24 protein-coding genes and 2 pseudogenes are annotated in these 26,321 nt (G+C 58.9%); 14 read left to right on the forward strand and 12 right to left on the reverse strand.

The window, feature by feature from the left end; translation table 11 throughout:
• Nucleotides 1-275 precede the first annotated feature (275 nt).
• Nucleotides 276-950 carry an adenylate/guanylate cyclase domain-containing protein gene (locus tag BS630_RS35920; RefSeq protein ID WP_210283409.1) on the reverse strand — a complete coding sequence of 225 codons (675 nt, stop codon included), beginning with the start codon at nt 948-950 and terminating at the stop codon, nt 276-278.
• Nucleotides 951-1,094: 144 nt separating this feature from the next.
• On the opposite strand from BS630_RS35920, the pseudogene BS630_RS38810 reads away from it, so the two are divergent.
• A pseudogene (locus BS630_RS38810) lies at nt 1,095-1,554 on the forward strand (heavy-metal-associated domain-containing protein); the annotation flags it as partial.
• 10 nt (nt 1,555-1,564) lie between these two features.
• Here the strand turns inward: BS630_RS38810 and maiA are convergent.
• The 4 genes from maiA to hppD all read right to left on the reverse strand — a co-directional run bounded on the left by maiA (nt 1,565) and on the right by hppD (nt 5,803).
• A complete protein-coding gene (maiA, locus tag BS630_RS35930; RefSeq protein WP_077981234.1) occupies nt 1,565-2,197 on the reverse strand; it encodes a maleylacetoacetate isomerase in 633 nt (210 codons plus the stop codon).
• Nucleotides 2,194-3,219 carry a fumarylacetoacetate hydrolase family protein gene (locus BS630_RS35935; RefSeq protein WP_077981235.1) on the reverse strand — a complete coding sequence of 342 codons (1,026 nt, stop codon included), beginning with the start codon at nt 3,217-3,219 and terminating at the stop codon, nt 2,194-2,196. Before BS630_RS35935 ends, maiA begins: the two co-directional genes overlap by 4 nt.
• A gap of 51 nt (nt 3,220-3,270) precedes the next feature.
• Entirely contained in the window at nt 3,271-4,632 is a 1,362-nt protein-coding gene (gene hmgA, locus BS630_RS35940) for a homogentisate 1,2-dioxygenase (protein ID WP_077981236.1), read from the reverse strand.
• Between the two features lie 61 nt (nt 4,633-4,693).
• On the reverse strand, nt 4,694-5,803 hold the full coding sequence (gene hppD / locus BS630_RS35945; RefSeq protein WP_077981237.1) for a 4-hydroxyphenylpyruvate dioxygenase: 1,110 nt from the start codon (nt 5,801-5,803) through the stop codon (nt 4,694-4,696).
• Between the two features lie 130 nt (nt 5,804-5,933).
• Here hppD and BS630_RS35950 point away from each other — a divergent pair, with 130 nt between their 5' ends.
• On the forward strand, nt 5,934-6,413 hold the full coding sequence (locus BS630_RS35950) for an Lrp/AsnC family transcriptional regulator (protein ID WP_003558671.1): 480 nt from the start codon (nt 5,934-5,936) through the stop codon (nt 6,411-6,413).
• 110 nt (nt 6,414-6,523) lie between these two features.
• Here BS630_RS35950 and BS630_RS35955 read toward each other — a convergent pair whose 3' ends face one another.
• On the reverse strand, nt 6,524-6,985 hold the full coding sequence (locus BS630_RS35955) for an Lrp/AsnC family transcriptional regulator (protein WP_077981238.1): 462 nt from the start codon (nt 6,983-6,985) through the stop codon (nt 6,524-6,526).
• A gap of 123 nt (nt 6,986-7,108) precedes the next feature.
• Between BS630_RS35955 and BS630_RS35960 the strand changes: the two genes are divergently transcribed.
• A complete protein-coding gene (locus BS630_RS35960; RefSeq protein WP_072638740.1) occupies nt 7,109-7,900 on the forward strand; it encodes a phenylalanine 4-monooxygenase in 792 nt (263 codons plus the stop codon).
• A 61-nt stretch (nt 7,901-7,961) separates the two neighbouring features.
• Here the strand turns inward: BS630_RS35960 and BS630_RS35965 are convergent, their stop codons facing one another.
• Nucleotides 7,962-9,743, reverse strand: coding sequence for a peroxidase family protein (locus tag BS630_RS35965; protein WP_077981239.1), 1,782 nt, complete (start codon nt 9,741-9,743; stop codon nt 7,962-7,964).
• A 548-nt stretch (nt 9,744-10,291) separates the two neighbouring features.
• Here BS630_RS35965 and BS630_RS35970 point away from each other — a divergent pair.
• Nucleotides 10,292-11,647, forward strand: coding sequence for a S8 family peptidase (locus tag BS630_RS35970; RefSeq protein ID WP_077981240.1), 1,356 nt, complete (start codon nt 10,292-10,294; stop codon nt 11,645-11,647).
• The gene (locus BS630_RS35975) at nt 11,644-11,874 is read left to right on the forward strand and encodes a hypothetical protein (RefSeq protein WP_003547661.1); all 231 of its coding nucleotides are present in this window, start codon (nt 11,644-11,646) and stop codon (nt 11,872-11,874) included. The genes BS630_RS35970 and BS630_RS35975 overlap by 4 nt, the downstream gene beginning before the upstream one ends.
• An 85-nt stretch (nt 11,875-11,959) precedes the next feature.
• Here the strand turns inward: BS630_RS35975 and BS630_RS35980 are convergent, their stop codons facing one another.
• Nucleotides 11,960-12,664 (reverse strand): type 1 glutamine amidotransferase domain-containing protein, encoded by a 705-nt coding sequence (locus tag BS630_RS35980; protein WP_077981241.1) that lies wholly within the window; start codon nt 12,662-12,664, stop codon nt 11,960-11,962.
• A gap of 79 nt (nt 12,665-12,743) precedes the next feature.
• The gene (locus BS630_RS35985) at nt 12,744-13,250 is read right to left on the reverse strand and encodes a YybH family protein (protein ID WP_077981242.1); all 507 of its coding nucleotides are present in this window, start codon (nt 13,248-13,250) and stop codon (nt 12,744-12,746) included.
• A gap of 349 nt (nt 13,251-13,599) precedes the next feature.
• On the opposite strand from BS630_RS35985, the gene BS630_RS35990 reads away from it, so the two are divergent.
• The 7 genes from BS630_RS35990 (at nt 13,600) to BS630_RS36020 (ending at nt 19,869) form a co-directional block, all read left to right on the forward strand.
• Nucleotides 13,600-14,325: an SDR family NAD(P)-dependent oxidoreductase gene (locus BS630_RS35990; RefSeq protein WP_077981243.1), complete on the forward strand. Its 726-nt coding sequence runs from the start codon at nt 13,600-13,602 to the stop codon at nt 14,323-14,325.
• Entirely contained in the window at nt 14,319-14,789 is a 471-nt protein-coding gene (locus tag BS630_RS35995; protein ID WP_077981244.1) for a RidA family protein, read from the forward strand. The genes BS630_RS35990 and BS630_RS35995 overlap by 7 nt, the downstream gene beginning before the upstream one ends.
• A gap of 40 nt (nt 14,790-14,829) precedes the next feature.
• Complete coding sequence (locus tag BS630_RS36000) at nt 14,830-15,834, forward strand: enoyl-CoA hydratase/isomerase family protein (RefSeq protein ID WP_077981245.1); 1,005 nt, start codon at nt 14,830-14,832, stop codon at nt 15,832-15,834.
• A 153-nt stretch (nt 15,835-15,987) separates the two neighbouring features.
• Nucleotides 15,988-16,521 carry a hypothetical protein gene (locus BS630_RS36005; RefSeq protein WP_077981246.1) on the forward strand — a complete coding sequence of 178 codons (534 nt, stop codon included), beginning with the start codon at nt 15,988-15,990 and terminating at the stop codon, nt 16,519-16,521.
• A gap of 33 nt (nt 16,522-16,554) precedes the next feature.
• Entirely contained in the window at nt 16,555-17,178 is a 624-nt protein-coding gene (locus BS630_RS36010) for a cysteine hydrolase family protein (protein WP_025394189.1), read from the forward strand.
• A 286-nt stretch (nt 17,179-17,464) separates the two neighbouring features.
• The gene (locus BS630_RS36015; RefSeq protein WP_077981247.1) at nt 17,465-18,133 is read left to right on the forward strand and encodes a VOC family protein; all 669 of its coding nucleotides are present in this window, start codon (nt 17,465-17,467) and stop codon (nt 18,131-18,133) included.
• Between the two features lie 449 nt (nt 18,134-18,582).
• Nucleotides 18,583-19,869: an epoxide hydrolase family protein gene (locus tag BS630_RS36020; protein ID WP_077981248.1), complete on the forward strand. Its 1,287-nt coding sequence runs from the start codon at nt 18,583-18,585 to the stop codon at nt 19,867-19,869.
• A 131-nt stretch (nt 19,870-20,000) separates the two neighbouring features.
• On the opposite strand, the pseudogene BS630_RS36025 reads toward BS630_RS36020, so the two are convergent.
• A pseudogene (locus BS630_RS36025) lies at nt 20,001-22,846 on the reverse strand (ATP-binding protein).
• A gap of 259 nt (nt 22,847-23,105) precedes the next feature.
• Here BS630_RS36025 and BS630_RS36030 point away from each other — a divergent pair.
• Complete coding sequence (locus BS630_RS36030) at nt 23,106-23,759, forward strand: response regulator transcription factor (RefSeq protein ID WP_077981249.1); 654 nt, start codon at nt 23,106-23,108, stop codon at nt 23,757-23,759.
• 94 nt (nt 23,760-23,853) lie between these two features.
• Here BS630_RS36030 and BS630_RS36035 read toward each other — a convergent pair whose 3' ends face one another.
• A complete protein-coding gene (locus BS630_RS36035) occupies nt 23,854-24,855 on the reverse strand; it encodes a L,D-transpeptidase family protein (RefSeq protein ID WP_077981250.1) in 1,002 nt (333 codons plus the stop codon).
• Between the two features lie 119 nt (nt 24,856-24,974).
• On the opposite strand from BS630_RS36035, the gene BS630_RS36040 reads away from it, so the two are divergent.
• Nucleotides 24,975-25,868: a LysR family transcriptional regulator gene (locus BS630_RS36040; RefSeq protein ID WP_025394183.1), complete on the forward strand. Its 894-nt coding sequence runs from the start codon at nt 24,975-24,977 to the stop codon at nt 25,866-25,868.
• A gap of 101 nt (nt 25,869-25,969) precedes the next feature.
• On the opposite strand, the gene BS630_RS36045 is transcribed toward BS630_RS36040, so the two are convergent.
• Entirely contained in the window at nt 25,970-26,284 is a 315-nt protein-coding gene (locus BS630_RS36045; protein ID WP_077981251.1) for a hypothetical protein, read from the reverse strand.
• Nucleotides 26,285-26,321 lie beyond the last annotated feature (37 nt).

The following is a 26,321-nucleotide window of genomic DNA, read 5'->3' on the forward strand; positions in this document are numbered from 1 at the left end:
ACTATTTGGAGACTACGATGTACGAATTCGAAATCCACGACATGACCTGCAGCCACTGCGCAAGCACCGTGGAGAAGGCGATCAAGACTGCCGATCCCGGAAGCCTCCGCCAGCATCGATCTTGGGACCAGGACTGCCAAGGTTGAAACCAGGAGCGATCCCGCCGCGATCATAACCGCCATTGAGAAGGCCGGCTATCCGTCCAGTTTCAAACAAGTTTGATTTCGGAACGGAGCGCCAGCGTTAGCAAGTTTCCGCGCCGGGGTTTCAAACCGTCAGCGCGGAACCTCATAGGTCTGAGGCGACCGTCGATACGCTTCTTCGCACTGCGGCGAGCAAAACCACGGCCCGTCGGGGGCGGCCCGCCTGTAGGACGAGTACGGTGCATGCATCTTGCATACGGGATCGATCCACGCTGGGTCAGCAGATGGAGCAAGCTCGATCTCATAGAGAGGGACTTCCCCCGCCACCGATCTAATTGCCACCATTCCGAGGTCCCGTACCAGGATGCCTCTGGCGACGGCCGCCTCGGCAACGGGCTGGGTCGCGAGCAATTGGCCGGGTGCAGCGAGCGCTGCGATTCGTGCCGCAACATTGACCGTCGATCCAAAGAGATCGCCGGCCCTGCGGACGACCGGCCCGTGGTTCAGCCCGGTCCGAGTGAGCGGCAGTCGCGGCTCCTTACGGCAGGCCTGCAGCAGCGGTCCGAGTACCTGGATCGCCGTATCCGGTTCAGGAAATGATAGCATCGCCTCGTCGCCGATCCATTTGATCGGCGGATCATAGCCGCTGAGGGCGGCGCGGACCATGCCCTCGAATACCTCAAGCACGTCGAGCGCGGCTGCGTCTCCATAGATGTCCGCAATCGCGCTGAATCCCGCGATGTCTATGAACGCAACGGTAGCCGGTGCAGTCGCTAAATTCTCTCGCTGCCTCACATCGCTCTCCATGGCCCGAAGATTTGATCCTAGCAACGCCGCATTTTCGCTCGCGTTCGTTTCCAAAGCAATTTTTGAAGCTCCTTGTCAACACGAGCCCTTGAACTGCCCATCATGGGAAGGATTACCTATGTGTGCAGTCACAAGGGATCGTCCATGACTGCCATATCCAAGATCGAAAAATCGACCGCATCACCCATTCCGACGGAGTTCGGGATCGAGGGCATGTCGTGCGCGTCATGCGTCTCCACAGTGAACGGGCGATTCACGCCGTGCCTGGCGTCAACACTGCGTCGGTGAACCTCGCGGGAATGCGCGACCGTGACGTTCAAGGACACGGTGTACGCGGCCGCCGTCCTGCAAGCCATCGAAAGGCGCAGGCTACGATTCCAGTATCGAGACGCTGGAGGTGCCTATCGAGGGCATGTCGTGCGTCTCGTGCGTCTCCCGCGTCGAGTGTGCTTTGAAAGTGGTACCGCAGGCGTCGTCGACGTATCCGTCAACCTGGCGACCGGGAAGGCCACGATCCGCTACACGGCAGGTCACGATCCGCTACACGGCAGGTACGGTGTCGCTGCTTGCATTGAAAGATGCCGTGCGCGCGGCCGGATACGAGCCGTCTGTCGCTACGGTCTCCCACGGTCGGGATGCGCCGCCTGGAAGGCCGGCAGGTCTGCGCATCTGGCGTCGATGTCAACGATGCGCTTGAAAGCGGTCAACTCAACGCCCCAGCGGCGGGCGTTGTAGAGCTGGGGAACGAGACAGAGGTCCGCCATCGTCGGCGCGTCCCCAAAGCTGAATGCGCCATCGGCTTTGCCGATCATGGCTTCCAGTTTGCGCAGTCCGTCGGTAATGAAATGCTTCATCCATTCCTCGCGAGCATCGGGCTTATCCGTCATGGACATCAGATGCGACACGACATGCATGTTGCAGATCGGATGGATGTCCATGGCGACCGCATAGGCAAGGGTGCGGATTTTCTGGCGATCGGCAATGTCAGGTGGCAGCAATCTGCATTCCGGCCGAGTCTCGGCAAGATATTCGATGATTGCCAGCGACTGGGTCAGTGTCTTCCGGTCGATGACCAATGTCGGCACGAGCCCCTGCGGGTTGAGGGCCAGATATTCCGGCGTCTTGTGCGCGCCGTCCAACAGATTGATAGGCACAGTTCTGTAGTCGACGCCCAAGAGATTGAGCGCGATGCGGACGCGATAGCTCGCCGATGATCGCCAGTAGTCGTAGAGAACGACCTCGTTCATTGCGGGTCGGCTCCGTTGTATTTCTCGACCGTCTGCTCGATCGCCCCGAAAATCGAATGGCCGGCATGATCCTTCATCTCGATGCGCACCTGATCCCCGAACTTCATGAACGGTGTCTTCGGCGATCCGGTGTCGATGGCCTCGATCATCCTGATTTCGGCGATGCAGGAGTAGCCGTCTCCTCCCTCTTCCACCGGCCTGCCCGGGCCGCCGTCCCGCTTGTTGGACACTGTCCCCGAGCCGATGATCGTGCCGGCCGCGAGATTGCGGGTTTTGGCGGCATGGGCGATCAACTGGCCAAAATCGAACGTCATGTCGATGCCGGCGTTGGGTTTGCCGAACGGCTTGCCGTTCAGGCTCACGAGCAGCGGAAGATGCAGCTTGCCGCCGTCCCAGGCATCTCCAAACTCGTCCGGCGTCACGGCGACCGGAGAAAATGCCGATGCCGGCTTCGACTGGAAGAAACCAAATCCCTTGGCCAGTTCGCCCGGGATCAGACCGCGCAGCGACACGTCGTTGACGAGCATCACCAGGCGGATGGCGCCGCGCGCCGCTTCCGGGCTGGCCCCCATGGCCACGTCGCCAGTGATGACGGCGACCTCGCCCTCCATGTCGATCCCGTAAGCCTCGTCGGCCATGACGATCGGGTCACGCGGCGCGAGGAAAGCGTCCGAACCGCCCTGATAGATCAGCGGATCGGTCCAGAAGCTCGCCGGCATCTCGGCGCCGCGTGCCTTGCGCACCAGTTCGACATGGTTGACGTAGGCGGAACCGTCGGCCCATTGGTAGGCTCGCGGCAAAGGTGACGTTGCGTCATGTTCGTGAAACCGGATCGTCGGCTGAGCGCCCGTCTCGACGCCTTCAGCAATGAGCGCGAGCCTCGGAGCCACATGCTCCCAGTCATCGAGCGCCGCCTGCAATGTGCGGGCGATATGACCGACCTCGGAACAGCGGGTCAGGTCGCGGGAAACGACGACGAGCCGGCCGTCCCGCGTGGAGTCTTTTAACGTTGCAAGTTTCATGTCCGAAATTCCGTGCCGGAGGACTTCACTTGATGCATCACTTGATGCCCCTCACTTGATACCAGGGGTTCCGTCGAACTTGCGTTCCAGGCCATCCCAGCACTCGAGGTAATCATCCTGCAGCGTTTCGAGCTCGGCTGCGTATTTCGTCAGTTGCTGCGGGTACCTGGTCTCGAACATGAAGGCCATGGTGTGATCGAGCTTCACGGGTTTGAGCTCGGTATTGGATGCCTTTTCGAAGGCGAGCGCGTCCGGCCCGTGGGGAAGCATCATGTTGTGCAGGCTCATGCCGCCCGGCACGAAGCCCTCCTCCTTGGCATCATACTGGCCGTGGATCAGCCCCATGAATTCGCTCATGATGTTGCGGTGGTACCAGGGCGGACGGAAGGTGTGCTCGGCGACCAGCCAGCGCGGCGGAAAGATCACGAAATCGACATTCGCCGTACCCGCATCTTCGGTCGGCGCGGTCAGCACCGAAAAGATCGATGGATCGGGATGATCGAAGCGAATGGCGCCGACCGGTGAAAAGGTCCGCAGATCGTATTTGAACGGGGCATAGTTGCCATGCCAGGCTACCACATCCAGCGGCGAATGGCCGATATCGGTGACATAGAATTTTCCGCACCACTTCACATGCACGCGGCACGGCGTTTCCTTTTCTTCGAAAGCGGCAACGGGCGTCTTGAAGTCGCGCGGGTTTGCCAGGCAGTTGGCGCCGATCGGCCCGCGGTCCGGCAGCGTGAATTTCGCGCTGTAGTTCTCGCAGATGTAGCCACGCCAGACTGTCTGCTCGCCGCCCTTGAGAATCTTGAACATCATGCCGCGGGGGATGAGGCATATTTCCAGGGGCTCGACATCCATGATGCCCATTTCGGTGAACACTCTGATGGCGCCGAGTTGCGGCACGATCAGCAATTCACCATCGGCATTGAAGAAGTAATCGTCGACCATGTCCTCATTGAAGACATAGGCATGGGCTGACATGCCCACCTGGGTGGTGGCGTCGCCTGCCGTGGTGATGGTCCGCACCCCTTCGAGGAATGTCAGTCTCTCCGAGGGTGCCGGGATGGGATCCCAACGAAGCTGGCCGAGCGGAAGCGAATGTTCGTCAAGGCAAGGCGCGGTTTTCCAGAGCGGATAGGACGCGTTGGAGAAGCGGCGGGTATGACGCACGCTCGGACGGATGCGGTAAAGCCAAGACCTTTCGTTGGTCCCGCGTGGCGCGGTGAACGGCGAGCCGGAAAGCTGCTCCGCATAAAGACCGTAGTTGCACTTCTGCGGGCTGTTCTGGCCCTGCGGCAAGGCGCCGGGGAGCGACTCGGTTTCGAAGTCATTGCCGAACCCCGGCATGTATTTCAGCGTGTTTGCTGTCGCGGCTTCACCATCCGACGTCTGGATCGATGTCTGGTCCATGCTCACTCCTCCCCGAACACTCCAGCGCCGCGCGTCCGACAGATGCGCGGCGCTAGTGAGTTTACTCCGCTGCAGTCCCGATGACACCACGCTTGATCTGATCGGCCTCGATCGACTCGAAAAGAGCTCGGAAGTTGCCTTCACCGAAGCCTTCGTCGCCCTTGCGCTGGATGAACTCGAAGAAGATTGGGCCGATGACGGTCTTGGAGAAGATCTGCAGCAGGATTTTCGTCATGCCGCCATTCACCACACCTTCGCCATCGATGAGGATGCCGTGTTTCTTCATGCGTTCGACAGGTTCACTATGGCCGTTCACGCGTTCATAGGACATGTCGTAATAGGTCTCCGGCGGACCCGGCATGAAGCGCAGGCCGTTTTCGGCAAGCCTGTCGGTGGCGTCGTAGATGTCTTCTGTTCCAACGGCGATATGCTGGATGCCCTCGCCCTTGTACTTCCTCAGATATTCCTCGATCTGGCTGGTGTCGTCCTTCGATTCATTCAGCGGAATACGGATCTTGCCACAGGGCGAGGTGATGGCGCGGCTCACCAGACCGGTGATGCGCCCATCGATATCGAAGAAGTGGATCTGCTTGAAATTGAACAGGTTGCGGTAAAAATCCCACCACTTGTCCATGTTGCCGCGAAAGACATTGTGCGTCAGATGGTCGAGATAATAGAAGCCGATCCCCTGGGGATGCGGGTTGCGCTCGCCGAGCCAATCGAACTCGGCATCGTAAGCCGATCCCTTGGCACCATAGGTCTCGACGAAATAGAGCAGCGAGCCGCCAATGCCGACAATCGCCTGGACGTCGAGCATCTTGTCGTCCCCTTCATAGGGAACAGCGCCTTTTGACACGGCGTGGTCGAAGGCGTGCTGGGCGTCGACGACGCGCCATGCCATCGACGGGGCGCAGGGACCATGATTTGCGACGAAACGCGCGGCATGACTGCCGGGTTCGGCGTTGAGGACGTAGTTGATGTCACCCTGGCGCCAGACGGTGATGTCTTTCGTCTTGTGCCTGGCGACGGCAACATAGCCCATGCGCGTGAAGAGCTCGCGCAGCGTCTCGGGCTCGGGATGGGCGAATTCGACGAATTCGAAGCCGTCGGTGCCGGCCGGATTGTCGGCGGTGATTTCCGAGGGCGGCGCATCATGCGGAAAAGGACCCATTTTCTTTCCTCCAGAGGAGATTGCATTTGATATGCAAAGTGTGGCCCAAAACGCGTGCAAAGTTCTTGCATTCTTTATGCTTCAGGAAGAGATTATGCACGATCCGTGAGTGTTTTGGAGATTTCGTGCAATGGATGAGCCGCTCGACAAATTGGATTTGCGCCTGCTTCAGGAACTTCAAAAAGACGGCAGGCTGACGAACAACGAGCTGGGCGAACGGATCGCGCTTTCACCGTCGCAATGCTCGCGCCGGCGAACGAGACTGGAGGCTGAAGGATATATCCGCAGCTACCGGGCTTACCTCGATCGGCAGAAGCTGGGTCTCGATATGCTGGTGGTCATTTCCGTGACGCTTGCGACCCACAACAGAGACAACGCCCGCCGATTTTCCCAGCTGATCAACGGACTGCCGGAAGTTCTCGAAGCCTATGCGCTAACCGGTGAAATGGATTATCACCTGACGGTGGCGACCCGCGGGCTCGCCGACCTCTCCAAATTCGTCAACGACGTTCTGTTGCCGCACGAGTCGGTGCAGCACGTGAAGACGTCGATCGTTCTCGATACGCTGAAGACATTTGAAGGCTTTCCAGTGCTGATGCCGGGTCACTGACATGGCGACAGAACGCGATGATTCCGCTGCCTCGTTCGGCGATAAACGTCACATCACCCTTTTACGCAGTTCCGGACGGAAAACCGCTTCACACTTTTCCTGGAATTGCTTTAGATCGGCAGTTCGGTCGAGAATTTCAGCTCGCGCAGCACAAAGCTCGAGACGACGGTGCGCACATGCGGGTTGCGCATGAGATAGCGGGTCATGAAGGCTTCGTAGCTTTCCACGTCGCTTGCCCTTATCTTCAGCATGTAGTCGAAGGCGCCGGACAAGGCGTAGCACTCCATGATCTCCGGCCGCTCCAGCACCATCGAAGCGAAAGACGCGACCGCCTCTTCGTGGTGATCCTCCAGCGTCACATGCGCGATCACGCAGAGCTTGAGATCGAGTTTTCCAGGATCGAGCAATGTCACACGCTTGCGAATGACGCCGTCGGCTTCCAGCTCCTGGATTTTCCGCCAGGCCGAGCTCTGCGACATGCCGGCCTTTTCCGCCAGGTCGGCCAGCGACAGGCTGCCGTCGGCCTGGACGAGCTGCAGAAGCTTGCGGCGAAAATTCTCAGGTTCTTTCATTTTTGGCGCTACTTTCGGGAAGATTTGCCACCATTATGGCGACAGCCAGCATGAAAGAAAAGAAAATCCTCCAAACTCGGATCATAATGGCAGGAAAAGCGCCCTGCTCGGGAGGATCAGCACATGACCAAGGAAAGCAGCTACACCGCCAAACTGCCCGGCCCGGATGGTTTGTACGACTACACCCCGGATGAAGATGCGATCTGGGGTGAACTCTACCGGCGTCAGATGACGCTGCTTTCCGACATGGCCTGCCGCGAATATCTGGACGGCGTCAAAATGCTGGGGCTCAAGCCCGACAAAGTGCCTCAGCTTCTCGATGTGAACAGACGCCTGAACGAGACCACCGGCTTTGGCGTCGAAGGGGTGCCGGCGCTCATTCCGCCCTCGCGCTTTTATGAACTTCTGTCGCAAGGCAAATTCCCGCTCGCAACCTTCCTGCGCCGTCGCGAGCATATCGACTATATCGAGGAACCGGACCTGTTCCACGAGGTCTTCGGCCATTGCCCCATGCTCACCAACCAGAGCTATGCCAATTTCGTCCGGCATTTCGGCGAAACCGCCGTCCGCCTCGGCAAGGGCTATTCATGGCACCTGTTCCGGATCTTCTGGTTCACCGTCGAATTCGGCCTGATCAATACGCCGCAGGGACGCCGCTGCTTCGGCGCGGGCATCGTCTCATCGCCCAGCGAAGCGAAGGCGGCGATGGAAGGCAAGGCTTGCGAATTCCGGCCGTTCGATCTGCTGAGCGTGCTCCGGACGCCCTACCGGATCGATATCCTCCAGCCGATCTACTATGTCATCGACAGCTTCGCCGATCTTGAAGCGATCGTGGAGCAGGATATCGAGGCCACCATCCTCAAGGCAAAATCGCTGGGTGATTTCGCCCCCGCTTTCGAAGCCAAGGCTTCGTAAATCGCCGATGATAGGGTGGTTTGCCTCGCCGCGGTGCGGCGAGGCAACAGCCTTGCGAGTACTACTGCATGACCGCCGCGAACCGCATCCACTTGACGATCGAGTCGATCGGCGAGTTGTCCGGCATCTTGAGAGGGCTCTGATTGGGCGTGAACCCACGCGAAAGAGCCGAGTCCGGATCCGCCAGCAGCACGCCCACGAAGGTCGACGCCACGAGACAGCTCCCGACTTCGCCCAACCGGTTTCCGCCTGCAGCCTCGGCTTCAGCCAGAATGTAGAACCAGAGCGGTGTACGCTCGTGGAAACGCGATGCAGTACCGGCGAGGAAGTTCTTCAGATCGGGCTTCGCGGCAAACAGCGCTGAGACATCTTGGATCGGCGAGGACTGCACCGCGCCAATTTGTTTGAGATGCTTGTGTAAAGCCTGACCCGTCGGGAGCCTGAGATTGTAGCCCCGACGAAGGTTCCGCCTTGCCAGGTTCTTGAACAACTCCTTAAGCTGTTGGTCGGCCTGGTCCTCCCCCTCCTTGAACAGCGTATGCAATGGCGGAGCAAGTTCCGTATCGATCCTCCTGGCAAGACGGGCCGGCTCCCCATCGCCCGCATCATGGGGATCAGCTCCGGTAAAGCGCGTCCAGTCGATTATCCAGTTCTTAGGCAGCTTCTTCTCGTCATCCAGCCTGCCGCCGCCGCCAGTGAATTCGAATAGCAACTGCAAGGTGGCGCGCTTCAGAAAACCGGTGCCCGGCCGCCCAAAGTTCTTGTTGTAGTCATAGAAGGCTCTGACCATGGAATGACCGAACCGATAGGCTGCGGTGGAGAACTCCAACGGCAGAGCATTGCCGAGCCGGGTATTCTGCCTCCGGGCATCGAACTCGGCTCTGAATTTGAAGAAATGAGATGCCCGATCCTCGACGACGCGGTCCACTACAACCGGATCGCAAACGCCTTTGAGGTATCCTTCTACAATCAACCATTGGTAATGAAGTCTTGTCAGAGCCTGGGCTGAGCTGAAATCGGCGATCCAGCCCGTGTCATGCGATGCGAGATAGTCGACGGCCTTATTATGGAACCGGAGAAAGCTCAGATGGAACTGCGCGACGACGAGATTTTCATCGTTGCGATTGTCCCCGATTATCGCCCGCTGGGGCAAGGTATCAGAGAATTTATGAAACGCCTCGGGAGTCATGGCGGCCTCAGCCAGACGTAAAGCCGCCTCCCGGACAGAGGACTGGACCTGGCCATAACGAGGAAGGTCGCGATGTTCGTCGAGGTTGTCTGGAAGCGGCCCCGGATCGACGGCTGTCCCGACCCGCATTTTGTTTTTCAGCGTGGGGTGGCGAAGGCCGGAGATCACTTTGACAACATCTGCATCGATCCCCTCGCCGACGGCCGATCCGCCGTAGACACTATCCAGATCGAAGCGGGGCGAGCGAGCATTCCTGAACTGGCTCTCCACTGTCGACGAGGCGACAGGCGGGTGAGCGTTGACCATGCTCGAGATCGCCCCTTCGCGATCAGTTCGGGCCGTTAGCTCGTGATCCAGGAATTGTCCCCAATATGTGAACACAGGCGGGAGCGTGGAATCTTCCGTCGGATCCTCGCTCGTCGGCGTCGCGACAACATCGATCATCATTTCGCCGAGTTCATCGAGCTCCCCAAGCGTCTCCGCCGTGTTGGGAAGGTAATTCTCTGGCGCATCCAATGGCGGTACGAAATAACCGAAGTCAGCTTCTTCATCGACCGCGACGTCACCCGTCGCTGGCCGCCCGGCCCGAACGCTCGGCCCTGGAGCCGCACGTTTTTTCTCCGCACCCCCGTGCGATTGAAAAACGATTGCCATTAGCAACACCCTCCGTTTTCCAGCCCGCGGGATAATTCATACACCTAGAACGCGAAGTCAACTAATCATATTGGGCTATTATTCATCTTAAAGTTGGTAAATTACCCGTAAACCCAGTCGATATCTGTGCGGATTCAGCGCACCTTGTATTGTCAGGCACAAAAATAACGAAGAAAACCAATGGGGAGGAGATGCAGAAGTATAGGCCACCTGAAAAGCAATGAAACACTGACGAACGACCACTAGAATTTTCATTTGCCAACTCAACAATAAGATGTATATTTGCCGCCGAGATTTCGGCCAGGGGAAGTACATCCCGAAATCGACCTACAAGGTACAATTTATTATGCTTGCTTGCCGAACGCTCCAATTTTCAGTCGGCGAAGCTTTGTGTTCTCGCGGCAAAACAGCGGAAAAAACATCTGGTCAATCCGCATTGATCTACCTGTCCCGAACGCGAGTGTCGGCTCGATTAACGGGTATGCCGCGTCAATCTTGCGGCTTTTGTATTGCTTTGAAACCGTGAAAGATGGGGGAGAGTTGGTATCATGGCGAAATCAACGCGAGGCAGGGTCAACGCACCGGGCGACGGCACATCGGGTCTTGGCATGGTGGTGCGATTTACACCCAAAGCAAGGAGCGAGGGTGTACAGCAACTCGAAAAAGGCGGCTTCCGCGTCGCGTCGTCCAAGGATTTTCGCAGCGCCGTGGCGGTGCCAAATGATTTCGATGGCGCTGATGTTCAGTACTTTGAACGTTTCGGAATCGCAATTGTGCGCCGGGACGGCGAGAGACTGAAGCCCATGTTGCAAAATGCCATGCAGCGGAAGGTCGTCAGCGCTGCTCGGCCGGAGCGATCCTATCGCGCCCTCGGCGGCCCGCTGACGAAGCGGCCAGGCCTCGCACAGGCAACGGTGGGCGGCGTTGCAACCCATTTGGACCGTGACTACCTGCTCGGCTATCGTGACGCTGTGAACGAACTGGTCGATCGCTTATTGGGCAGGCAGGGAGCAGAGGGGCTTGTGGCCCGGGCAGCCTTTGAAGAGACCAGCAACACCTGGGGACTGCAGGCTGTCAGGGCTATCGAAGGTGAGCTGAGCGGGGCCGGCATCAAGGTGGCGGTACTGGATACCGGATTTGACGAAACTCATCAGGATTTTGTCGGCCGTTCCGTCACCAAGAAACTCTTTGCGACACGTAGTTCCGATGGCGACGTTCACGGTCACGGAACGCATTGCATCGGCACGGCATGCGGTCCGTTGCGACCGACCAGCGGCCCACGCTACGGTATCGCCCATGAGGCGGAAATCTACGCTGGAAAGGTGCTGGGCGACGACGGCTTCGGTACTGACCGGTCGATCATTGCCGGCATGGAATGGGCGCTGGATGAAGGTTGCCATGTTATTTCGATGTCGTTAGGCGCTGCAACGCAAATTGGAGATGCGCCGAGTGACGACTACGAGCAAATTGGGCAGGTATGTTTAGACGCAGGAACCTTAGTTGTTGCCGCTGCCGGGAACGAAAGTTCCCGTCCTCAACAGATTAACCCAGTTGGTTCTCCGGCGAACGCGTCCACGATCCTCGGAGTTGGCGCCGTGGATCGCTCCTTCGCGCCGGCGTCGTTCTCATGCGGCGGTTTGAATCCTGGTCAGGAAGTGGACATTGCCGCTCCTGGCGTCGATATATTTTCGAGCTTGCCCGATGACAAGTATGACCGATGGGATGGTACCAGCATGGCGACCCCACATGTCGCCGGCGTTGCGGCTCTTATTGCTCAGTCCGATCCGAAGTTTCGCGGATGGGCGCTATGGGCGCGCTTGATTCAGCTTACAAAGCCTCTATCTTCGCGTGCTAGGGATGTTGGCAAGGGTCTGCTCCAGGCAAGAGGAAGCGGCGAGGTATGACGACCGATAAGATTGAAGTTACCATTCGGATCGACAAAAACGAGGCCCGCAGTTTGGGAGAGGTCGTCGGCGACTTGAAGTCGCAAGGCCTCGAACAGGTGCAAAGCCACGAGCGCTTCATGATTGTCAACGGTAGTGTCAATCCTGACGCGCTCGATGCGCTTCGTGCGGTAAAGGGAGTCGCTTCAGTTCGGCAAGATGCCGCATACAAGACTCAAGCGAACTGATCATGCGGGCGGCACGGCCTATCCGCAGGCGCTCCCGTTTGCGACCACGCATACTGAGTTTGTCAGCTGGCCACCCGGCTGTGACTTATGCGGCGCTCGAATCGACAGCAGGCCGGTCCGCAAGCAGTTTGACCAGGGCTTGCGCACCGGCAGTTGAAGAAGCCGGGTTCTGTCCGGTGATCAACCGCCCGTCCGTGATAGCAAAGCTCTGCCAGTTCGGCGCTTTTTCATAAAGTCCGCCGAGCCGTTTCAATTCATCTTCGACCAGGAACGGCACGACGTCGGTGAGCTGAACCTCTTCCTCTTCGCTGTTCGCAAACCCTGTGACGCGTTTTCCCTTGACGATCGGCGCGCCCTTATATGTCACCCGATGCAGCACGGCAGGTGCATGACAGACGGCGGCAACCGGCTTGCCGGAATTGTAGAAGGATTCGATCAGGGAGATCGAATCCGGGTTGTCGACCAGATCCCACATCGGTCCGTGGCCGCCCGGATAGAACACCGCGTCGAAATCCTCCGAGCGCATGTCCGCCAGCTTCAAGGTGCTGGCGAAATCCTTCTGCGCCGCTGCGTCCTGCTTGAAGCGAGTCATCGCCTCCGTCTGGTTTTCCGGCAGATCGCTCTTCGGGTCGACCGGCGGCTGGCCGCCCTTGGGCGAGGCGAGGACGAGTTCAACGCCGGCATCGCGAAAGACATAATAGGGCGCAGCTCCTTCTTCGAGCCAGAAGCCCGTCTTTCGGCCGGTGCTGCCAAGAATGTCATGGGACGTAAACACCATCAGGATCTTCATCTGTCGCTCCTTCTTGTTCGACTGCAGTCGGAACCGGCTGCGTGAGGAGAAGTATGGCAAGTTTCCGCTCGCACCACAGTTACACCTTGGTATCGGCGATACCTTGGTATTGGCTGCCTTTCGCCCTGCCCCCAAAAATCAAACGTTGGTAGTCTGCAAGCATCTCGGGGTCTTCGACGGAACCGTGGTGGTGGAGTTGTCGCCAGGCGTCGTTCGTTCGAACGAACCAGCGTGTCGTGCGAAAGGCGACATCGAGCCTCTCCTCGGGTGTCTCGCATCGGCCTCTTTCGCGGCCGACAAAGAGGTGCCAGTCTTCTCCGCCCTGGCTGGTGAAGTCGTGGAATACCACCTGCACCTTCGCCTGACCTTCGAAAAGCCTGGAATACCCCTCGGCAATCGCGCCCCAGCCACGTCGGATTCCGCCGATGGGATTGTCCATGCTCGGAGCGTCGCCCTCGACCCAGACGGCTTCCAGCGCCGTCATGTCGGCAGCGTTGAACGCCCTGTAGAACTCGATCAGCGCGTCTAGAGGACCGTCGCCGGTCTTCGCCTCGTTTCCCGTTATCTCTCGGAGATGCGTCTGCATGTCAGAACCTCTTTCCGCTTGGTTTTAAAGAAGCGCCGGCTCGAGCCGGCTTGCTGAGGATGCGGAAAGGAAAAAGCGGATTCCATTAGACGATGGTGTCGCCAACGCGCGGATTCGGCTTCCTCCGGTGATCAACGCTCGGTCCCGCCATCCGACCCAAAGGTATCGGCGACACCTTCGTACAATAGGCGGCAACCGTTTTTGGCGAGATGTTCCTGACAGAACGGCAACGGAGATGTCGAAACCGTTCCCGGCTGAAGGCCGGATCAACACACAATTCGCGATCGAGGTAGCGCCCGGCCATTGGTGGTGGGCGGCTGGTCGGTGCGTACCAATAACGGAGGCGGAAATGAGCCTGCACAAGACAGTGGTGATCACCGGCGCATCCCAAGGGATTGGCGCCGGCCTCGTGAAGACCTTCCTCGATAAGGGATACAATGTCGTCGGGACATCGAGACGCGTCAGCGAGACGACCGCGTTCGAGCGCAATGACAGGCTGGCGTTGATCGACGGCGATGTCGCCGATCCGGAGACCGCCGAGCGTGTGGCGCAGCGGGCCGTCGAGCGATTCGGGTCGATCGACGCGCTGGTCAACAACGCCGGCATCTTCGTCACCAAGCCCTTCCTCGACTACACGATCGATGACTTTCGGCGCCTCACAGCCACCAATGTCGAAGGCTTCCTTCACTTCACCAAGTGCGCTGTCAGGCAGATGCTTCGTCAGAAGTCGGGAGGAAGCGTCGTCACCATCACGTCGTCGCTGACGGATCATCCCATCGCCGGTGTGACGGCGTCCGTGCCTATGATCACGAAAGGCGGCCTCAATGCCATCACCAAGAGCCTGGCGCTCGAATTCGCCAGGGATAACATCCGGATCAATGCGGTGTCGCCAGGTGTGGTCGATACGCCGCTGCATGCGACGAACCCAAAAGATTATCTCAAGTCGCTTTCGCCGATGGGAAAGATCACGGCCGTCCAGGAGATCGTCGACGGCGTCGTGTATCTGACCGAGTCAGCGAATATCACCGGGGAGGTGCTGCACGTCGACAACGGCGCACATTTGGGAAAATGGTAGGCCGCGACCCGGAGGAGCGCCTGCTGGAACTGGGGATCGTGCTGCCTCCCCCGCCGACGCCTTTCGGCGCCTATGTCGAGGCGATCCAGTCAGGGCCGCTGCTGTTCCTGAGCGGCATGCTTCCGGTGATTGGCCATGATCCCGTCTACTTCGGGCGGGTCGGCGAGGAGCTGTCGACCCTGCAAGGCTATGATGCCGCGCGCACCGCCTGCCTCAGCGGTATCGCGGCCGCGAGGTCGCAGCTGGGATCGTTGAACTCCGTTCGTCGCATTTCCAAGCTCGGCGTCTATATCGCGACATCCGACACGTTCCGCGAACATCCGAAGGTGGCAGACGGCGCCTCCGAGCTTCTGCTCGACATCTTCGGAGCGGAAAGGATTCCGCCGCGCATCGTTCTGGGCGTCCCCAGCATCCCGCTCGGAATGCCCGTCGAAATCGAACTCATTCTTGAAATCGAGCCCTAGCGAAGGATTTCGCTGACCAAGCCCAGACATGGAGACAATCATGACACCCACATCATCGAAAAGGTTGCGGTCCCGGCTTGCTCTCGCCGTCGTCGCCGCGTCATCCACGTTTCTGACAGCCGCTGCGGTCCCGATGCTGCCAGCACTTGCGCTCTCCGGCCAGTCGCCGGTCAAGCCGGACAGCACGGTACAATCAAAGCCCGGGTCCGAAACGGCACACGAATCCCAGATCAAAGTGGACAAGCGGACGCCGGCCTATTGGCGGGTGACATTCGACAACCCTCCGTTCAATATTTTCGGTCCGGAGACCATTCCGCAGCTCGAGAAGATTATCGCCGACATCGAGACTGATCCGAACCTCAGGGTCGTCGTGTTCGACAGCAACGTGCCGGGCTTCTTTCTGACTCACTACAATTTCACGCCGCCTCTGGAGGAGTCGACGAGCCTTCCCTCAGGGCGCACGGGTCTTCATCCGCTTCCCGACATGCTGGTGCGATTGAGCAAGGCGCCGGTCGTATCGATCGCCTTGATCCGTGGGCGCGCCACCGGGGTCGGAAGCGAGCTCGCCCTGGCAAGCGACATGCGTTTTGCGAGCCGGGAAAAGGCCATTCTGTCACAATGGGAGGTCGGCGCCGGCTTCGTGCCGGGCGGCGGTCCTATGGCACGGCTTCCCAGGCTGATGGGCCGAGGGCGCGCGCTTGAAGTCCTGCTCGGATCCGACGACATCAACGGCGAACTGGCCGAGCAATATGGTTACGTGAACCGTTCGTTCGCAGACGACAAGCTCGATCCCTTCGTCGACTCGCTTGCAGCGCGCATCTCCGGATTTGACCGGGGAGCCATCGCGGATACGAAACGGCTGGTCGATTTCGCCAGCCTGCCGACCGACCCGGAAATCGGTGCCGGCTGGGACGCCTTCATTTCCTCGGTCCAGCGTCCCGTGGCGCAAAAGAACATCGGCCGGTTGATGGAGATGGGCCTGCAGACGAACCCAGACATCGAGTCGAGGCTCGGCCATTACACGCAGACTTTGGCCGATAAGTAGGCTGAAGAGGCGCCCCGTGTGAACCAGCAAGTCGCACGGCGCCTACCACAATATTCGGTAACGGTTTCCCTGTGACGACACAGAATCCACTACGCGGGATTGCACGCCTTGTCGTGCCAGCCCGCCCATCACGATGAACAATGGAGAGATGACATGCACAGCGTTGAGAACCAGATCGTCGATTCAAGCTTTTCCGCCATCATCAATGCGCCGATCGAGAAGATCGACATCCCCCGTTGGTGCTTCACATTGCCCGAGAAGGACTACCAGGAATGCTCTCCAGCCCACATCGCCGCCGGCTTCACCACGGCGCCGGACGGCAGACGGATGTCGATCAATGTCGAGACCATCGGCGGCAGCCTGATGGTCCAGCATTACGTCGAGACGCTCGGTGAGAAGGATCACCTGATCCTCGACTCCCACTCGGACGTTTTCACCCCGTCGGGGCGCACGACCATCCACGTGACCTGGGAGTTGAGCGCCAAGCGGATCGACGAGGCGAGATGCGAGCTCACCAACCGCGTCAGGTCCTATGCGACGGACGAGATGCTCACCTTCCTCGACCGCCAGGGGATTCCATTCGACATCTTCCGGACGCAGCGCCAGCCGATGTCCATCGCTCACAATAAGGGCGAGACGCCGCTCTTCGCCGCGAATATCGAGCGCGCCGCGCTCCGCAATAGCTGACCGTCTAAATCTAGTTGCCGCACGGAGAGCACCATGAAATCCCTGTCATACGATCCAAACAACACCGGCCTGGTGGTGGTCGACCCCTATAACGACTTTATCTCTGAGGGCGGAAAGATCTGGCCTCGGATCAAGGAGGTGGCGGAAGCGAACAACTGCGTGCCACATATGCAGGAGGTCTTGACCGCAGCGCGCGCTGCAAAGCTTCCCATCTTTTTCGCCATGCATCACCGGTACCGAGAAGGCGATTATGAGAACTGGAAATTCGTGGCGCCGATCCAGCGCGCGGCGTGGCACCGCCGAAGTTTCGAATCCGGGACCTGGGGCGGAGAATTCCGTGCCGAATTCGTTCCGGCCAAAGGCGAGATCGTTGCGTCCGAACACTGGTGCTCAAGCGGATTTGCCAACACCGATCTCGATTTGCAGCTGAAGCGGCACGGGATCGAGAGGATCATCGTCATCGGACTGGTTGCTCACACCTGCATCGAAGCCACGGTCCGCTTTGCCGCCGAACTCGGCTACGACGTCACGGTGGTGAGGGACGCCGTTGCGGACTACTCGGACGAGATGATGCATGCGGCGTTGGAAATCAACATGCCCAATTACGCCAGCGCCATCGTGAATACGAGCGATCTTGTTGAAGCGCTTGCAGCGTAACAAGCGCGTTGCGAGGCGCCAAAGCGGCCCTCTGCGGACACATTCCGCCGGGGGCGAGCGCACGCCTTAGGGGTGAACAAAGGGTCTTGGTCTGCTCTGTCGGACAAACGGAGGCGTTTTTGCGTGCGGGCGTCACAGGCGTCCGGCGCGGTCTTCATCGACCATCGCGGATTATCGCCGCAACAATCGAACCGACACCATGGGACAATGGACGGCCGCACGGGGCTGGCGCATCGTCCGCAGCGTCACGGGCAATGCCCATCACGCTCATTACGGGAAATTGAAAATGTCTATCCAGGAACGCAATAGGACTGCCGCAGAGAAGGTGCATGACGTCGACATGAAGCTCGAAGTCGTGGTTATTCCGGTTTCCGACGTCGATCGAGCAAAGGCCTTCTACACCGGGCTTGGCTGGAGGCTGGACGCCGACGTTTCCGGCGCGAACGGTTTCCGGGTGGTTCAGGTGACACCGCCTGGCTCCCCGTGCTCTGTCATCTTCGGCAGTGGCGTCACCTCCGCCAAGCCGGGTTCAGCGCAAGGCCTTCATCTCATCGTTTCCGACATTGAGACGGCTCATGCGGCGCTGGCCGCCCGAGGCGCTGCAATGAGCGGTATCTTTCATGATGTCGGCGGCGTTTTCCATCATCAGGACGACGAGGGTCGTCTTGCCGGACCGCATCCAACTCGCGGCAGTTACTCATCTTTTGCATCGTTCAGCGACCCCGATGGAAACGGCTGGCTCTTCCAGGAGGTGACGGCCAGGCTGCCGGGCCGCATCGCCGCCACCGGCGCGGCATTTTCATCGGAGAGCGACCTTGCGAGCGCCTTGCGCCGCGCCGCTGCTGCCCATGGCGAACATGAGAAACGCACCGGCGGCAATCATGATGAGAACTGGCCGGACTGGTATGCGCAATACATGATCGCCGAGCGCTCAGGACGGCCGCTGCCCGATTGACGGCTCCATTTTGCACGGCCGGCATGTGCCATGAAGAGAGCTTCCGGCGCTGCGCACAGGAAAGGCCGCCGGCCGCATTCAGCTGTCGCGATCGAATCCTGACCGGGCCGCCATCTTCGATGATGGCGGCCCGTTCTGCAAATTCCAAGGGAACATCAACTCTGCGACCTCGATCAGTCGATTTGGTTTGGCTCGACAGAGCGAGCAGGCCCTGAAGCCACGACACCCCTGATCACCTTTGCACCTAGAGACAAGGGAGACCCTGCTGCTTCAAGCGAGCGGGCCTGATTGCTCTCGTCAATATCGACCTGTTCGACAATCTCTAAGAGGCGTTTGCCATCCACATGCGGAACCGATCCCATGGTATCGGCGACACCTTGGTGCAATAGAACCTCGCCTCCGCACATGAGAGCTTTGGCGCGTCGAAATTCTGAACCCAGGAGACACCCATGTCATCCATCTCATCCTCAGTCACTCGCCGCACTCTTTTGGCAACCGCCGCTGCCGCCGGCGCGCTCAGCGTCCTTCCAGCCTCGATCGCCCTGGCCAAAGCCGGTGGCGAGGAAATTCGTCCCTTCAAATACAAGGCGACCGATGCCCAACTCGACGATCTCCGCCGCCGCATCGAAGCAACGCGCTTTCCGGATCGCGAGATCGTCGATGACAATACCCAGGGCGTTCAATCCGCGACCATCGAAAAGCTCGCAAGGTATTGGGCAAAGGACTATGACTGGCGAAAGGTCGAGGCGAGGCTGAACGCCCTGCCCCAGTTCACGACCAAGATCGACGGCGTCGACATCCACTTCATCCATGTGAAAGCCAAGCGCGACGGCGCCCTGCCCATCATCGTGACACATGGATGGCCGGGGTCGATCATCGAGCAGATGAAGATTATCGAACCCCTTACCAATCCGACTGCACACGGCGGCTCCGCGTCAGATGCTTTCGACGTCGTCATTCCTTCGATCCCTGGCTATGGCTTCTCCGGAAGGCCAACCGAGAAAGGCTGGGATCCCATCCGGATCGCGCATGCCTGGATCGAACTCATGAAACGCCTCGGCTACTCGAAATATGTCGCTCAGGGCGGCGACTGGGGCGACGCCGTGACTGAGCAGATGGCATTGATCGCCCCGCCGGAACTGGCCGGGATCCACGTCAATATGCCGGCCACCGTTCCGGACGACATCGCCGCCGCGCTGCGGCCGGGAGGCACCAAGCCTGCAGGACTGTCGGCCGACGAGGAACACGCCTACAACCAGCTCGATGACTTCTACAAGCATGGCCTCGGCTACGCGATCGAAATGGCAAACCGCCCGCAGACCTTGGTCGGCATTGCGGATTCACCCGTTGGCCTTGCCGCGTGGATGATCGATCACGACATCCGGAGCTACGAGCTGATTGCCCGCGTCTTCGACGGCGAGACGGAAGGCCTGACACGAGAGGATATCCTTGACAATGTGACCCTCTACTGGCTCACGAACACGGCCGTCTCGTCGGCACGCCTTTACTGGGAGAACAAGCTTGAATTCTTCGCTGTGAAGAATGTCAAGATTCCGGTGGCGGTCAGCGTATTTCCCGACGAAATCTATGCGGCGCCCCGGAGCTGGACGGAGCGGGCCTACCCGAACCTGATACACTACAACAGGCTCGCGAAGGGCGGGCACTTCGCAGCTTGGGAGCAGACGACGGTGTTCTGCGAAGAGCTCCGGACTGCGTTCCGTTCAGTCAGAACGTAAAGGCATTTCAGACGCGTGCCTGGTCGCCGGTTTTCCGGCGGCCTTGCTCCATGTGTTGAACGTGGACGTGGGCCACATTTGATTTCGGTTGCGACGTAGGGACTGCCGTGCAGCGATTTTCGGCCTTCGTTTCAGCCCAGACCGTCGATCAGCATCTTTGCTCGTGACAGTTTGACGCTGGAAAATCCTTCCGTGAACTGCTGGTAGATCGGAAGGAGGATATTGCGAGCCGATCCGCGTCCATCATTGCGATCAAGGAATTCGACCAGGCTGATGCCTGCCGAAATTTGCCAGTAAATTCCGCCTTGCGCGGAGGCCTGCTGCATTGCCTGTTGGTACAAGTTTTGGACATCAGAGGCGTCGCTGATGTTCTGGGCGGCTAATATCTCGCCCTTCCTTCTCAAAATCTCGGGCACCATCCACCGGTAGCCTTTTTGCTCTGAAAAATGCAGGGCATTTCCGATTTCCTGAAGCGCCTCATTAAAACGACCGGCCGTCTGCAACGCAGACGCAAGCTCGCATAAGAAAAAGGGATAAAAGAGCAGGTACGCGGCTTCACGCATTTCACCAATGCCGGATCGAATCGCGTCGATGCCACTCCTTGGATCGCCCGATCGAACCGCCAGGCTTCCCTTCACGCATAGGCCAACCGCGTGAAAAGGACGCAGGCCATGCTGCAATGCATGGTCGAGCAACTCTTCGCCGTATTCCTTGGCTCGATGCACTTCGTCAAGGCTTAGTGAAACGAAGGCAGCCGACCATGCGAGAGCAACACATAAGACGAATGGCTGCCTTGTTTCGCGTGCTTCCCGGATCGACTCCTCAGCCGTTCGAACCGCCGCGTCCAACTGACCGCGTGAGATCAGGTTCACCGTGTTATGGGCCATGGAGGACGTCCGAACGTCGGCCCCGAGCCTCAGCATATTTTTGCGGCGATTGTCGAAGGGGAAATGCCTCGCCGCCCAATCAAGCCGCTCGCCAGCTTCCTGGTGCTCCGCCTGATAGGTTTGAGGGATTCCCACGAGCCATGCGGCCGTAGCCCGGGACTGTATGTCTCGTCCCTTGACGACTTGCTCGTATTCACGCGCAAACACCAGCGCGTCTTCCAATTCCATCGATCGGGCGGAGAACAGCCAAAGTGCGCATGTCACGCGCTGCTGGTAATCAAAGTCATCGAATGCCTTTGCCAGCGACAAGGCACCGGTCAGCAGGTCCCTGCCGCGATGGCTCATGCCTTGGGTGTAAATCAGCGCGAATCCGAGAGCGCATCGCAAGACCATCTCCGTGCGGCTTCCGCTCTCCTCGCCGATCTGTTCGAGCGCCTTTTCCGCCCAGTCGCCCGCCTCGGAAACCAGCGACATGGCAGTCCAGAAGTCGCTCGCGGCGGCGGCGAGCCTACGCCCAGAATTCCGTCCCCATCGGGCGAGAGAGCCCATCTCAACGCGGCACGCAGATTGTCGATCTCCCGGCGATAGCGACCAATTTCTTCGATCGCAGCCTGAAGATGGCGCTCCTCTGAAAACGGCCGAAAGAACGACAGAAAGTACTTCGCCAGCCGACGCATGGCGCGTTGGTAGTGGTCGCGGACCCCGAGTTTTTCGCGCGCGTAGACGCGCACGGTTTCGAGGAGACGCCAACGAGGACCTGTTTCGGCCCCTTCGAATGTCACCAGCGACTTCGAGACGAGATTAGAAATAGCGAGAGCCGTTTCCGCCTCGGTTTCCCCACTCACCGCCACGGCGGCATCTAGCGTAAAGCCGGCCGGGAAGATCGCCAAACTGCAAAGCAGCTGGCGTTCGGCTTCCGGCAGCAATTCATAGCTCCAGTCCAGCGCCGCGCGGAGTGTCTGATGACGAGGCAGAGCTGTCCTACGTCCGCCGGTCAGCAGGACAAAGCGATCGTCCAGTCGGCCGGCGATCTGTTGGAGACCGAGGGTCGCAGCGCGGGCGGCGGCAAATTCGATGGCGAGCGGAATTCCATCGAGATGCCGACATATCGTCGCGATGGCAGACAGCCTTTCCTCGCTTGGCGAAAAATCCCATAGCAAGGCCCGGGTGCGGGCGATGAAGAGCTGGACTGCACTATGTTCCAGAGCGTTGCCGAGATCCTCGCTCGCCGGAACCTCGAGCGGGGGCACGCGGTAAGCGAATTCACCCTCGATACGGAGAAGCTCTCGGCTTGTCGCGAGCACCGATACGTTTTGGCAAGCGCGCACGATCGCCTCGACCATTGAGGCGGCTGCGTCGATGACGTGTTCGCAGTTGTCGATCACCAACAACATCTTCCTCGTTCCGATGGCGCGCGCCACCAGCTCTGCGGAAATGTCGTCTCCCTGAAGATGCAAATCGAGGGTTTGAGCTAGCGTTGTGGGAACAAGGCTTGGATCCGACAGGGATACAAGTTCTACGAAGAAGGCGTCGCCATCCAGCGATGGCAGCAAACGGCGGGCGATTTCTGACGCAAGCACGGTCTTTCCGATACCGCCGGGACCGGTCAGCGTAACAACTCGGTAGGCAGAAGTCAGGTTCAGGACTTGGGTAATCGTCGTCTCGCGGCCTACCAAATCAGACATCGAGGCCGGAATATTTGTAAAAAACGAATTCCGAGTTGATCGCGGGTGGATGGGAGGCGTCGGCGCCGGCGCGTGTGCTGATTTACGATGGCACGTCCACTCGCCGAGGATACGATAGCCTCGACCAGAAATGGTCTTCAGCAAATTCCTATCTTTTCCGAGCGCCTTACGAATTGCCGATATGTGAACTTGGATCGTATTGTCTTCGACGACGAGTCCGGGCCAAACGCGCTTCATAAGGTCGTCTTTGGATACGATATCGCCTTCCGAAACCACGAGTGTTTCCAGAATTTCAAAGGCCCGACTGCCGATGGGTACTGGCGCTCCCATGGCACGCAGCTCTCGCTTAGCGAGGTCAAGCTCCCAACCGCAGAACTCGAAAAGGCCTAGCTCGATCTGTCCCAAAGCACTCTCTCCAGGCAATGGTATTTAGGACCATAAAACCATAGAAACGCCCCTTATTCCAAGGGCACGGGGCCGCGTACCAAAGCAGCGATTCAGATTTTTTCAGAATCTCTCATAGCACTTAAGTGCCATTTTGAATCGCTATCCACTAAAAGAAATCTCAGCAGCGATCGCGACAATCAACAGTCGGACGCAAGTACAATTCATTTCTAATGATCTTTGCCCACAGATTCTCGATACAATTTAAAGGAGAATGGCAATGTACACTGGTAACCACCCGCATGCCACAACGCGCAAAGCGCAGAAATTCTCACCGGAAGACGCAATCGTCGTCATCTTGAGTGACGACGATACTATCTCTTCGGCTTTGAACGCAAACATCTGCTTACAGGGTTGGCGGCCGCACCTTTATAAATCAGGAACGGAATTTCTGACATGCCCAGAGGCGGACTTTCTAGGTTGCGTTGTTCTTGACGCGAGGCTGCCTGACCTCACCGCGTCTGATCTGACACATCTAATATGTGCGCATGCAACCCGTTGCCCGGTGATCGTCCTCACCGGCCATGGCGGTCAGGCGATGACCGTGAATGCAACGAAATTTCATGTCAGCTTCATACCACAGCCGTTCGACTTGAACGCTCTCACGGAAAAGATTGATGCGGCCATTCAAGCCACCATGGAGATAGGTCGCCTCGAGGGAAACTACCGGACGCTTACGCCGCGAGAGCGGGAAGTCATGAAGTTCGTCGCCGAGGGGCTACTGAACAAGCAGGTGGCGTTCAAATTGAACATCAGCGAGATCACAGTGAAGGCTCATCGCGGTCAGGTCATGAGGAAGATGAACGCCCGAACGTTACCGCATCTGGTGAACATGGCGGCGAAGCTCGATATCGGCGTGGGATCTCTGCATTAGTTTGTGGTCTGACAGACGGCCGGGATGCCGGGAAGAGCCCGACATCCAATCGGCAGCAAACCCGAGAAGGGATCGGAATAGAAATATATTCCGTTCACTTCGGAGCCGCGGAACTGCCTTTGACGAAGTCCACCATGACGCCTGGCTTGACCATGCTAGCCAGCTCTTCGACATCCCAATTCGTCAGCCGCACGCAGCCATGCGATCCCACCTTGTCGATAAGCTTCGGCTCCGGTGTCCCATGTATTCCATAGGTCGGTTCGGTCAGGTCGATCCAGACCGTCCCGACAGGACCGTTCGGCCCTTTCGGGATCGTCAGGACCTTGTTGTTCTTTCCCTGCTTGAAGTTGCGCTTCGGATCATATCTGTAGACTGGCATTCTCGCGACGCCCTTGACCTTGTGCTTGCCTGACGGCGCCGGATTGTCTTCGCTTCCGATCGTTGCGGGATAGACTGCAAGCAGCGATCCATCCGCGGCATAGGCGAGCACCTGCCCCGTCTTCCTGTCAGCCTCGATCCTCTTGACCTTTCCTTCCTTTGGAAGACCCGGGTTCACCACCCACACCGTGTCGCCAGGAGCAAACTGCGAAGCCGGGTTGAGCGCATGCACGAGATCGATACCCATGTGGAACCGCTCGGACAGTTTCTCGGCAACGCTCGTATATCCCAAGCTTTGCATCTTTGCCTTCTCGCCATAATCTTCAGGGATCTTGTCAACGAGACCCGCGGCATCCTCGGCCGAGACGACATAACTCTCAACGATCGGGGCATTGCCTTCCAGGCGGGAGGCGACCTCTGGATCCAGCCTCCCATCGACAGGAAGATTGTTCATCGCCTCGAAGCCGGCCACGGCCTTGTCGACGTTTTCGCCCGAGAGGCCATCGATCACGCCGGGAGATGAGCCTGCACGGTCGAGCAGGACTTGAAGGCGAACGATCGCCGGGTCTGGATCTCCCGGCCCAGATTTCTCAGTCCCGATGGACGCAATCGACGCAGTATTGATTTCTTCGGGTCGGAGTTCCCGCGCGGCGGCACCGCCAACGGAGAAGGCCAGAGCGAGCAGCGACATCGGCAGGGCTGTTTTCATGGACGACAAATGGCCAGCGGCGCAACTTGTTCCAGTGCGAACAGAGCCAGGCGGGTGTTCACGATGATTTCAATGTCCAGCCTCAGCAAATTCAGTACAACGGCCATTTGATCCGAAGGAGCTCGTGAATGCCGCGCGAGAGCGTCAATGACCTGCTGGCTTTTCTGGCGGTCGCCCGAGAGAAGAACTTTACGCGAGCGGCTGCGAAATTGGGCGTGTCTCAATCGGCGCTCAGCCACGTTGTCCGCCAGCTCGAGACGCGGCTTGGAATCCGGCTGCTGACCCGTACCACGCGGGCCGTTTCGCTCACCGAGGCCGGGGAGCGGTTGTTCCAAGGCGTGGGACCGCATTTCGACGAGATCGATGCTCAACTCGACGCTCTCACAGAGCTCCGGGACAGGCCCGCGGGGAACATTCGCATCACGGCATCCGATCACGCGATCAAATGGATCATCTGGCCGAAACTCCAGCGCTTCCTACCGAACAACCCTGACATCAAGGTGGAGCTGATACGCGAGAACGGGCTGTCTGACATCGTGACCGAGCGCTTCGACGGCGGCGTCCGGATGGGAGAGCAGGTGGCGAAAGACATGATCTCAACACGTATCGGGCCTGATTTCCCTTTTGCCGTCGTCGGCACGCCCTCATATTTCGACGGCAATGGGGTTCCGGAGCATCCGCAGGACCTCGTCCGCCATAACTGTATCAACGAGCGCCTGCCCACATATGGCGGCTTCTGGGCATGGGAGTTCGAAGACAACGGGAAAGAGATCAGGATCAGGGTGGAGGGACAGCTTGCCTTCAATAACTCCTATCAGAGTGTGGAAGCGGCGCTGGACGGACTTGGCCTGGCATACGTACCGGAAGACGTCGCGCTACCTCATATTGCGGAAGGCCGTCTGAGACGCGTGCTGGAGGCCTTTTCCCCACACTGGGATGGCTACCATCTATACTACCCCAGCAGAAGGCAGTCCTCTCCGGCTTTCGTGGCGCTCGTGGACGCCCTGCGCCATCGAGCTTGATAGCCATCTTGCTTTTCTTGGGCGCCCTTTGAGCAGGGAACGCTGACGCGCAGGGATCGCTTTCGGTGGGGCGTTAAATTGAACGCCCATCGGTGACCCTCTCAATGAATTATCTTTGACCGCTTCTCCGCATGCGAAATTCCATCGAGCGTCGCCATAAGCTTTTCGAACTCGCTCAAGACTCGATTGAACTCGGCGTCCTGCATGGCGGCGATTTCCGATATCGTCAAGGACACGGACTCAATCAGCGTGTCGATCCAAACGCAGCGCTCGGCCGGGACATGACCGAGGACCTGCTGCCTATGCGTCTTCAGCTCGCGCAGGATGCGAACGATAAGAGCGCCACGGTCCGCCCTGCTCAAGAACGGAAGCCTTGTCTGCGCCTGCTGGATTTCCGTTATCAGCGTCGTCGCCATCCCCGATCTCCGACGTTCGAATGCAACCCGTTATCAC

The sequence above is a fragment of the Rhizobium laguerreae genome, assembly GCF_002008165.1.
GTDB classification, from domain to species: domain Bacteria; phylum Pseudomonadota; class Alphaproteobacteria; order Rhizobiales; family Rhizobiaceae; genus Rhizobium; species Rhizobium laguerreae.

Coding starts and splice junctions, on each gene's coding strand:
- BS630_RS35920 (WP_210283409.1), bottom strand. CDS start 950: ATGGAGAGCGATGTGAGGCAGCGAGAGAATTTAGCGACTGCACCGGCT.
- maiA (WP_077981234.1), bottom strand. CDS start 2,197: ATGAACGAGGTCGTTCTCTACGACTACTGGCGATCATCGGCGAGCTAT.
- BS630_RS35935 (WP_077981235.1), bottom strand. CDS start 3,219: ATGAAACTTGCAACGTTAAAAGACTCCACGCGGGACGGCCGGCTCGTC.
- hmgA (WP_077981236.1), bottom strand. CDS start 4,632: ATGGACCAGACATCGATCCAGACGTCGGATGGTGAAGCCGCGACAGCA.
- hppD (WP_077981237.1), bottom strand. CDS start 5,803: ATGGGTCCTTTTCCGCATGATGCGCCGCCCTCGGAAATCACCGCCGAC.
- BS630_RS35950 (WP_003558671.1), top strand. CDS start 5,934: ATGGATGAGCCGCTCGACAAATTGGATTTGCGCCTGCTTCAGGAACTT.
- BS630_RS35955 (WP_077981238.1), bottom strand. CDS start 6,985: ATGAAAGAACCTGAGAATTTTCGCCGCAAGCTTCTGCAGCTCGTCCAG.
- BS630_RS35960 (WP_072638740.1), top strand. CDS start 7,109: ATGACCAAGGAAAGCAGCTACACCGCCAAACTGCCCGGCCCGGATGGT.
- BS630_RS35965 (WP_077981239.1), bottom strand. CDS start 9,743: ATGGCAATCGTTTTTCAATCGCACGGGGGTGCGGAGAAAAAACGTGCG.
- BS630_RS35970 (WP_077981240.1), top strand. CDS start 10,292: ATGGCGAAATCAACGCGAGGCAGGGTCAACGCACCGGGCGACGGCACA.
- BS630_RS35975 (WP_003547661.1), top strand. CDS start 11,644: ATGACGACCGATAAGATTGAAGTTACCATTCGGATCGACAAAAACGAG.
- BS630_RS35980 (WP_077981241.1), bottom strand. CDS start 12,664: ATGAAGATCCTGATGGTGTTTACGTCCCATGACATTCTTGGCAGCACC.
- BS630_RS35985 (WP_077981242.1), bottom strand. CDS start 13,250: ATGCAGACGCATCTCCGAGAGATAACGGGAAACGAGGCGAAGACCGGC.
- BS630_RS35990 (WP_077981243.1), top strand. CDS start 13,600: ATGAGCCTGCACAAGACAGTGGTGATCACCGGCGCATCCCAAGGGATT.
- BS630_RS35995 (WP_077981244.1), top strand. CDS start 14,319: ATGGTAGGCCGCGACCCGGAGGAGCGCCTGCTGGAACTGGGGATCGTG.
- BS630_RS36000 (WP_077981245.1), top strand. CDS start 14,830: ATGACACCCACATCATCGAAAAGGTTGCGGTCCCGGCTTGCTCTCGCC.
- BS630_RS36005 (WP_077981246.1), top strand. CDS start 15,988: ATGCACAGCGTTGAGAACCAGATCGTCGATTCAAGCTTTTCCGCCATC.
- BS630_RS36010 (WP_025394189.1), top strand. CDS start 16,555: ATGAAATCCCTGTCATACGATCCAAACAACACCGGCCTGGTGGTGGTC.
- BS630_RS36015 (WP_077981247.1), top strand. CDS start 17,465: ATGTCTATCCAGGAACGCAATAGGACTGCCGCAGAGAAGGTGCATGAC.
- BS630_RS36020 (WP_077981248.1), top strand. CDS start 18,583: ATGTCATCCATCTCATCCTCAGTCACTCGCCGCACTCTTTTGGCAACC.
- BS630_RS36030 (WP_077981249.1), top strand. CDS start 23,106: ATGTACACTGGTAACCACCCGCATGCCACAACGCGCAAAGCGCAGAAA.
- BS630_RS36040 (WP_025394183.1), top strand. CDS start 24,975: ATGCCGCGCGAGAGCGTCAATGACCTGCTGGCTTTTCTGGCGGTCGCC.
- BS630_RS36045 (WP_077981251.1), bottom strand. CDS start 26,284: ATGGCGACGACGCTGATAACGGAAATCCAGCAGGCGCAGACAAGGCTT.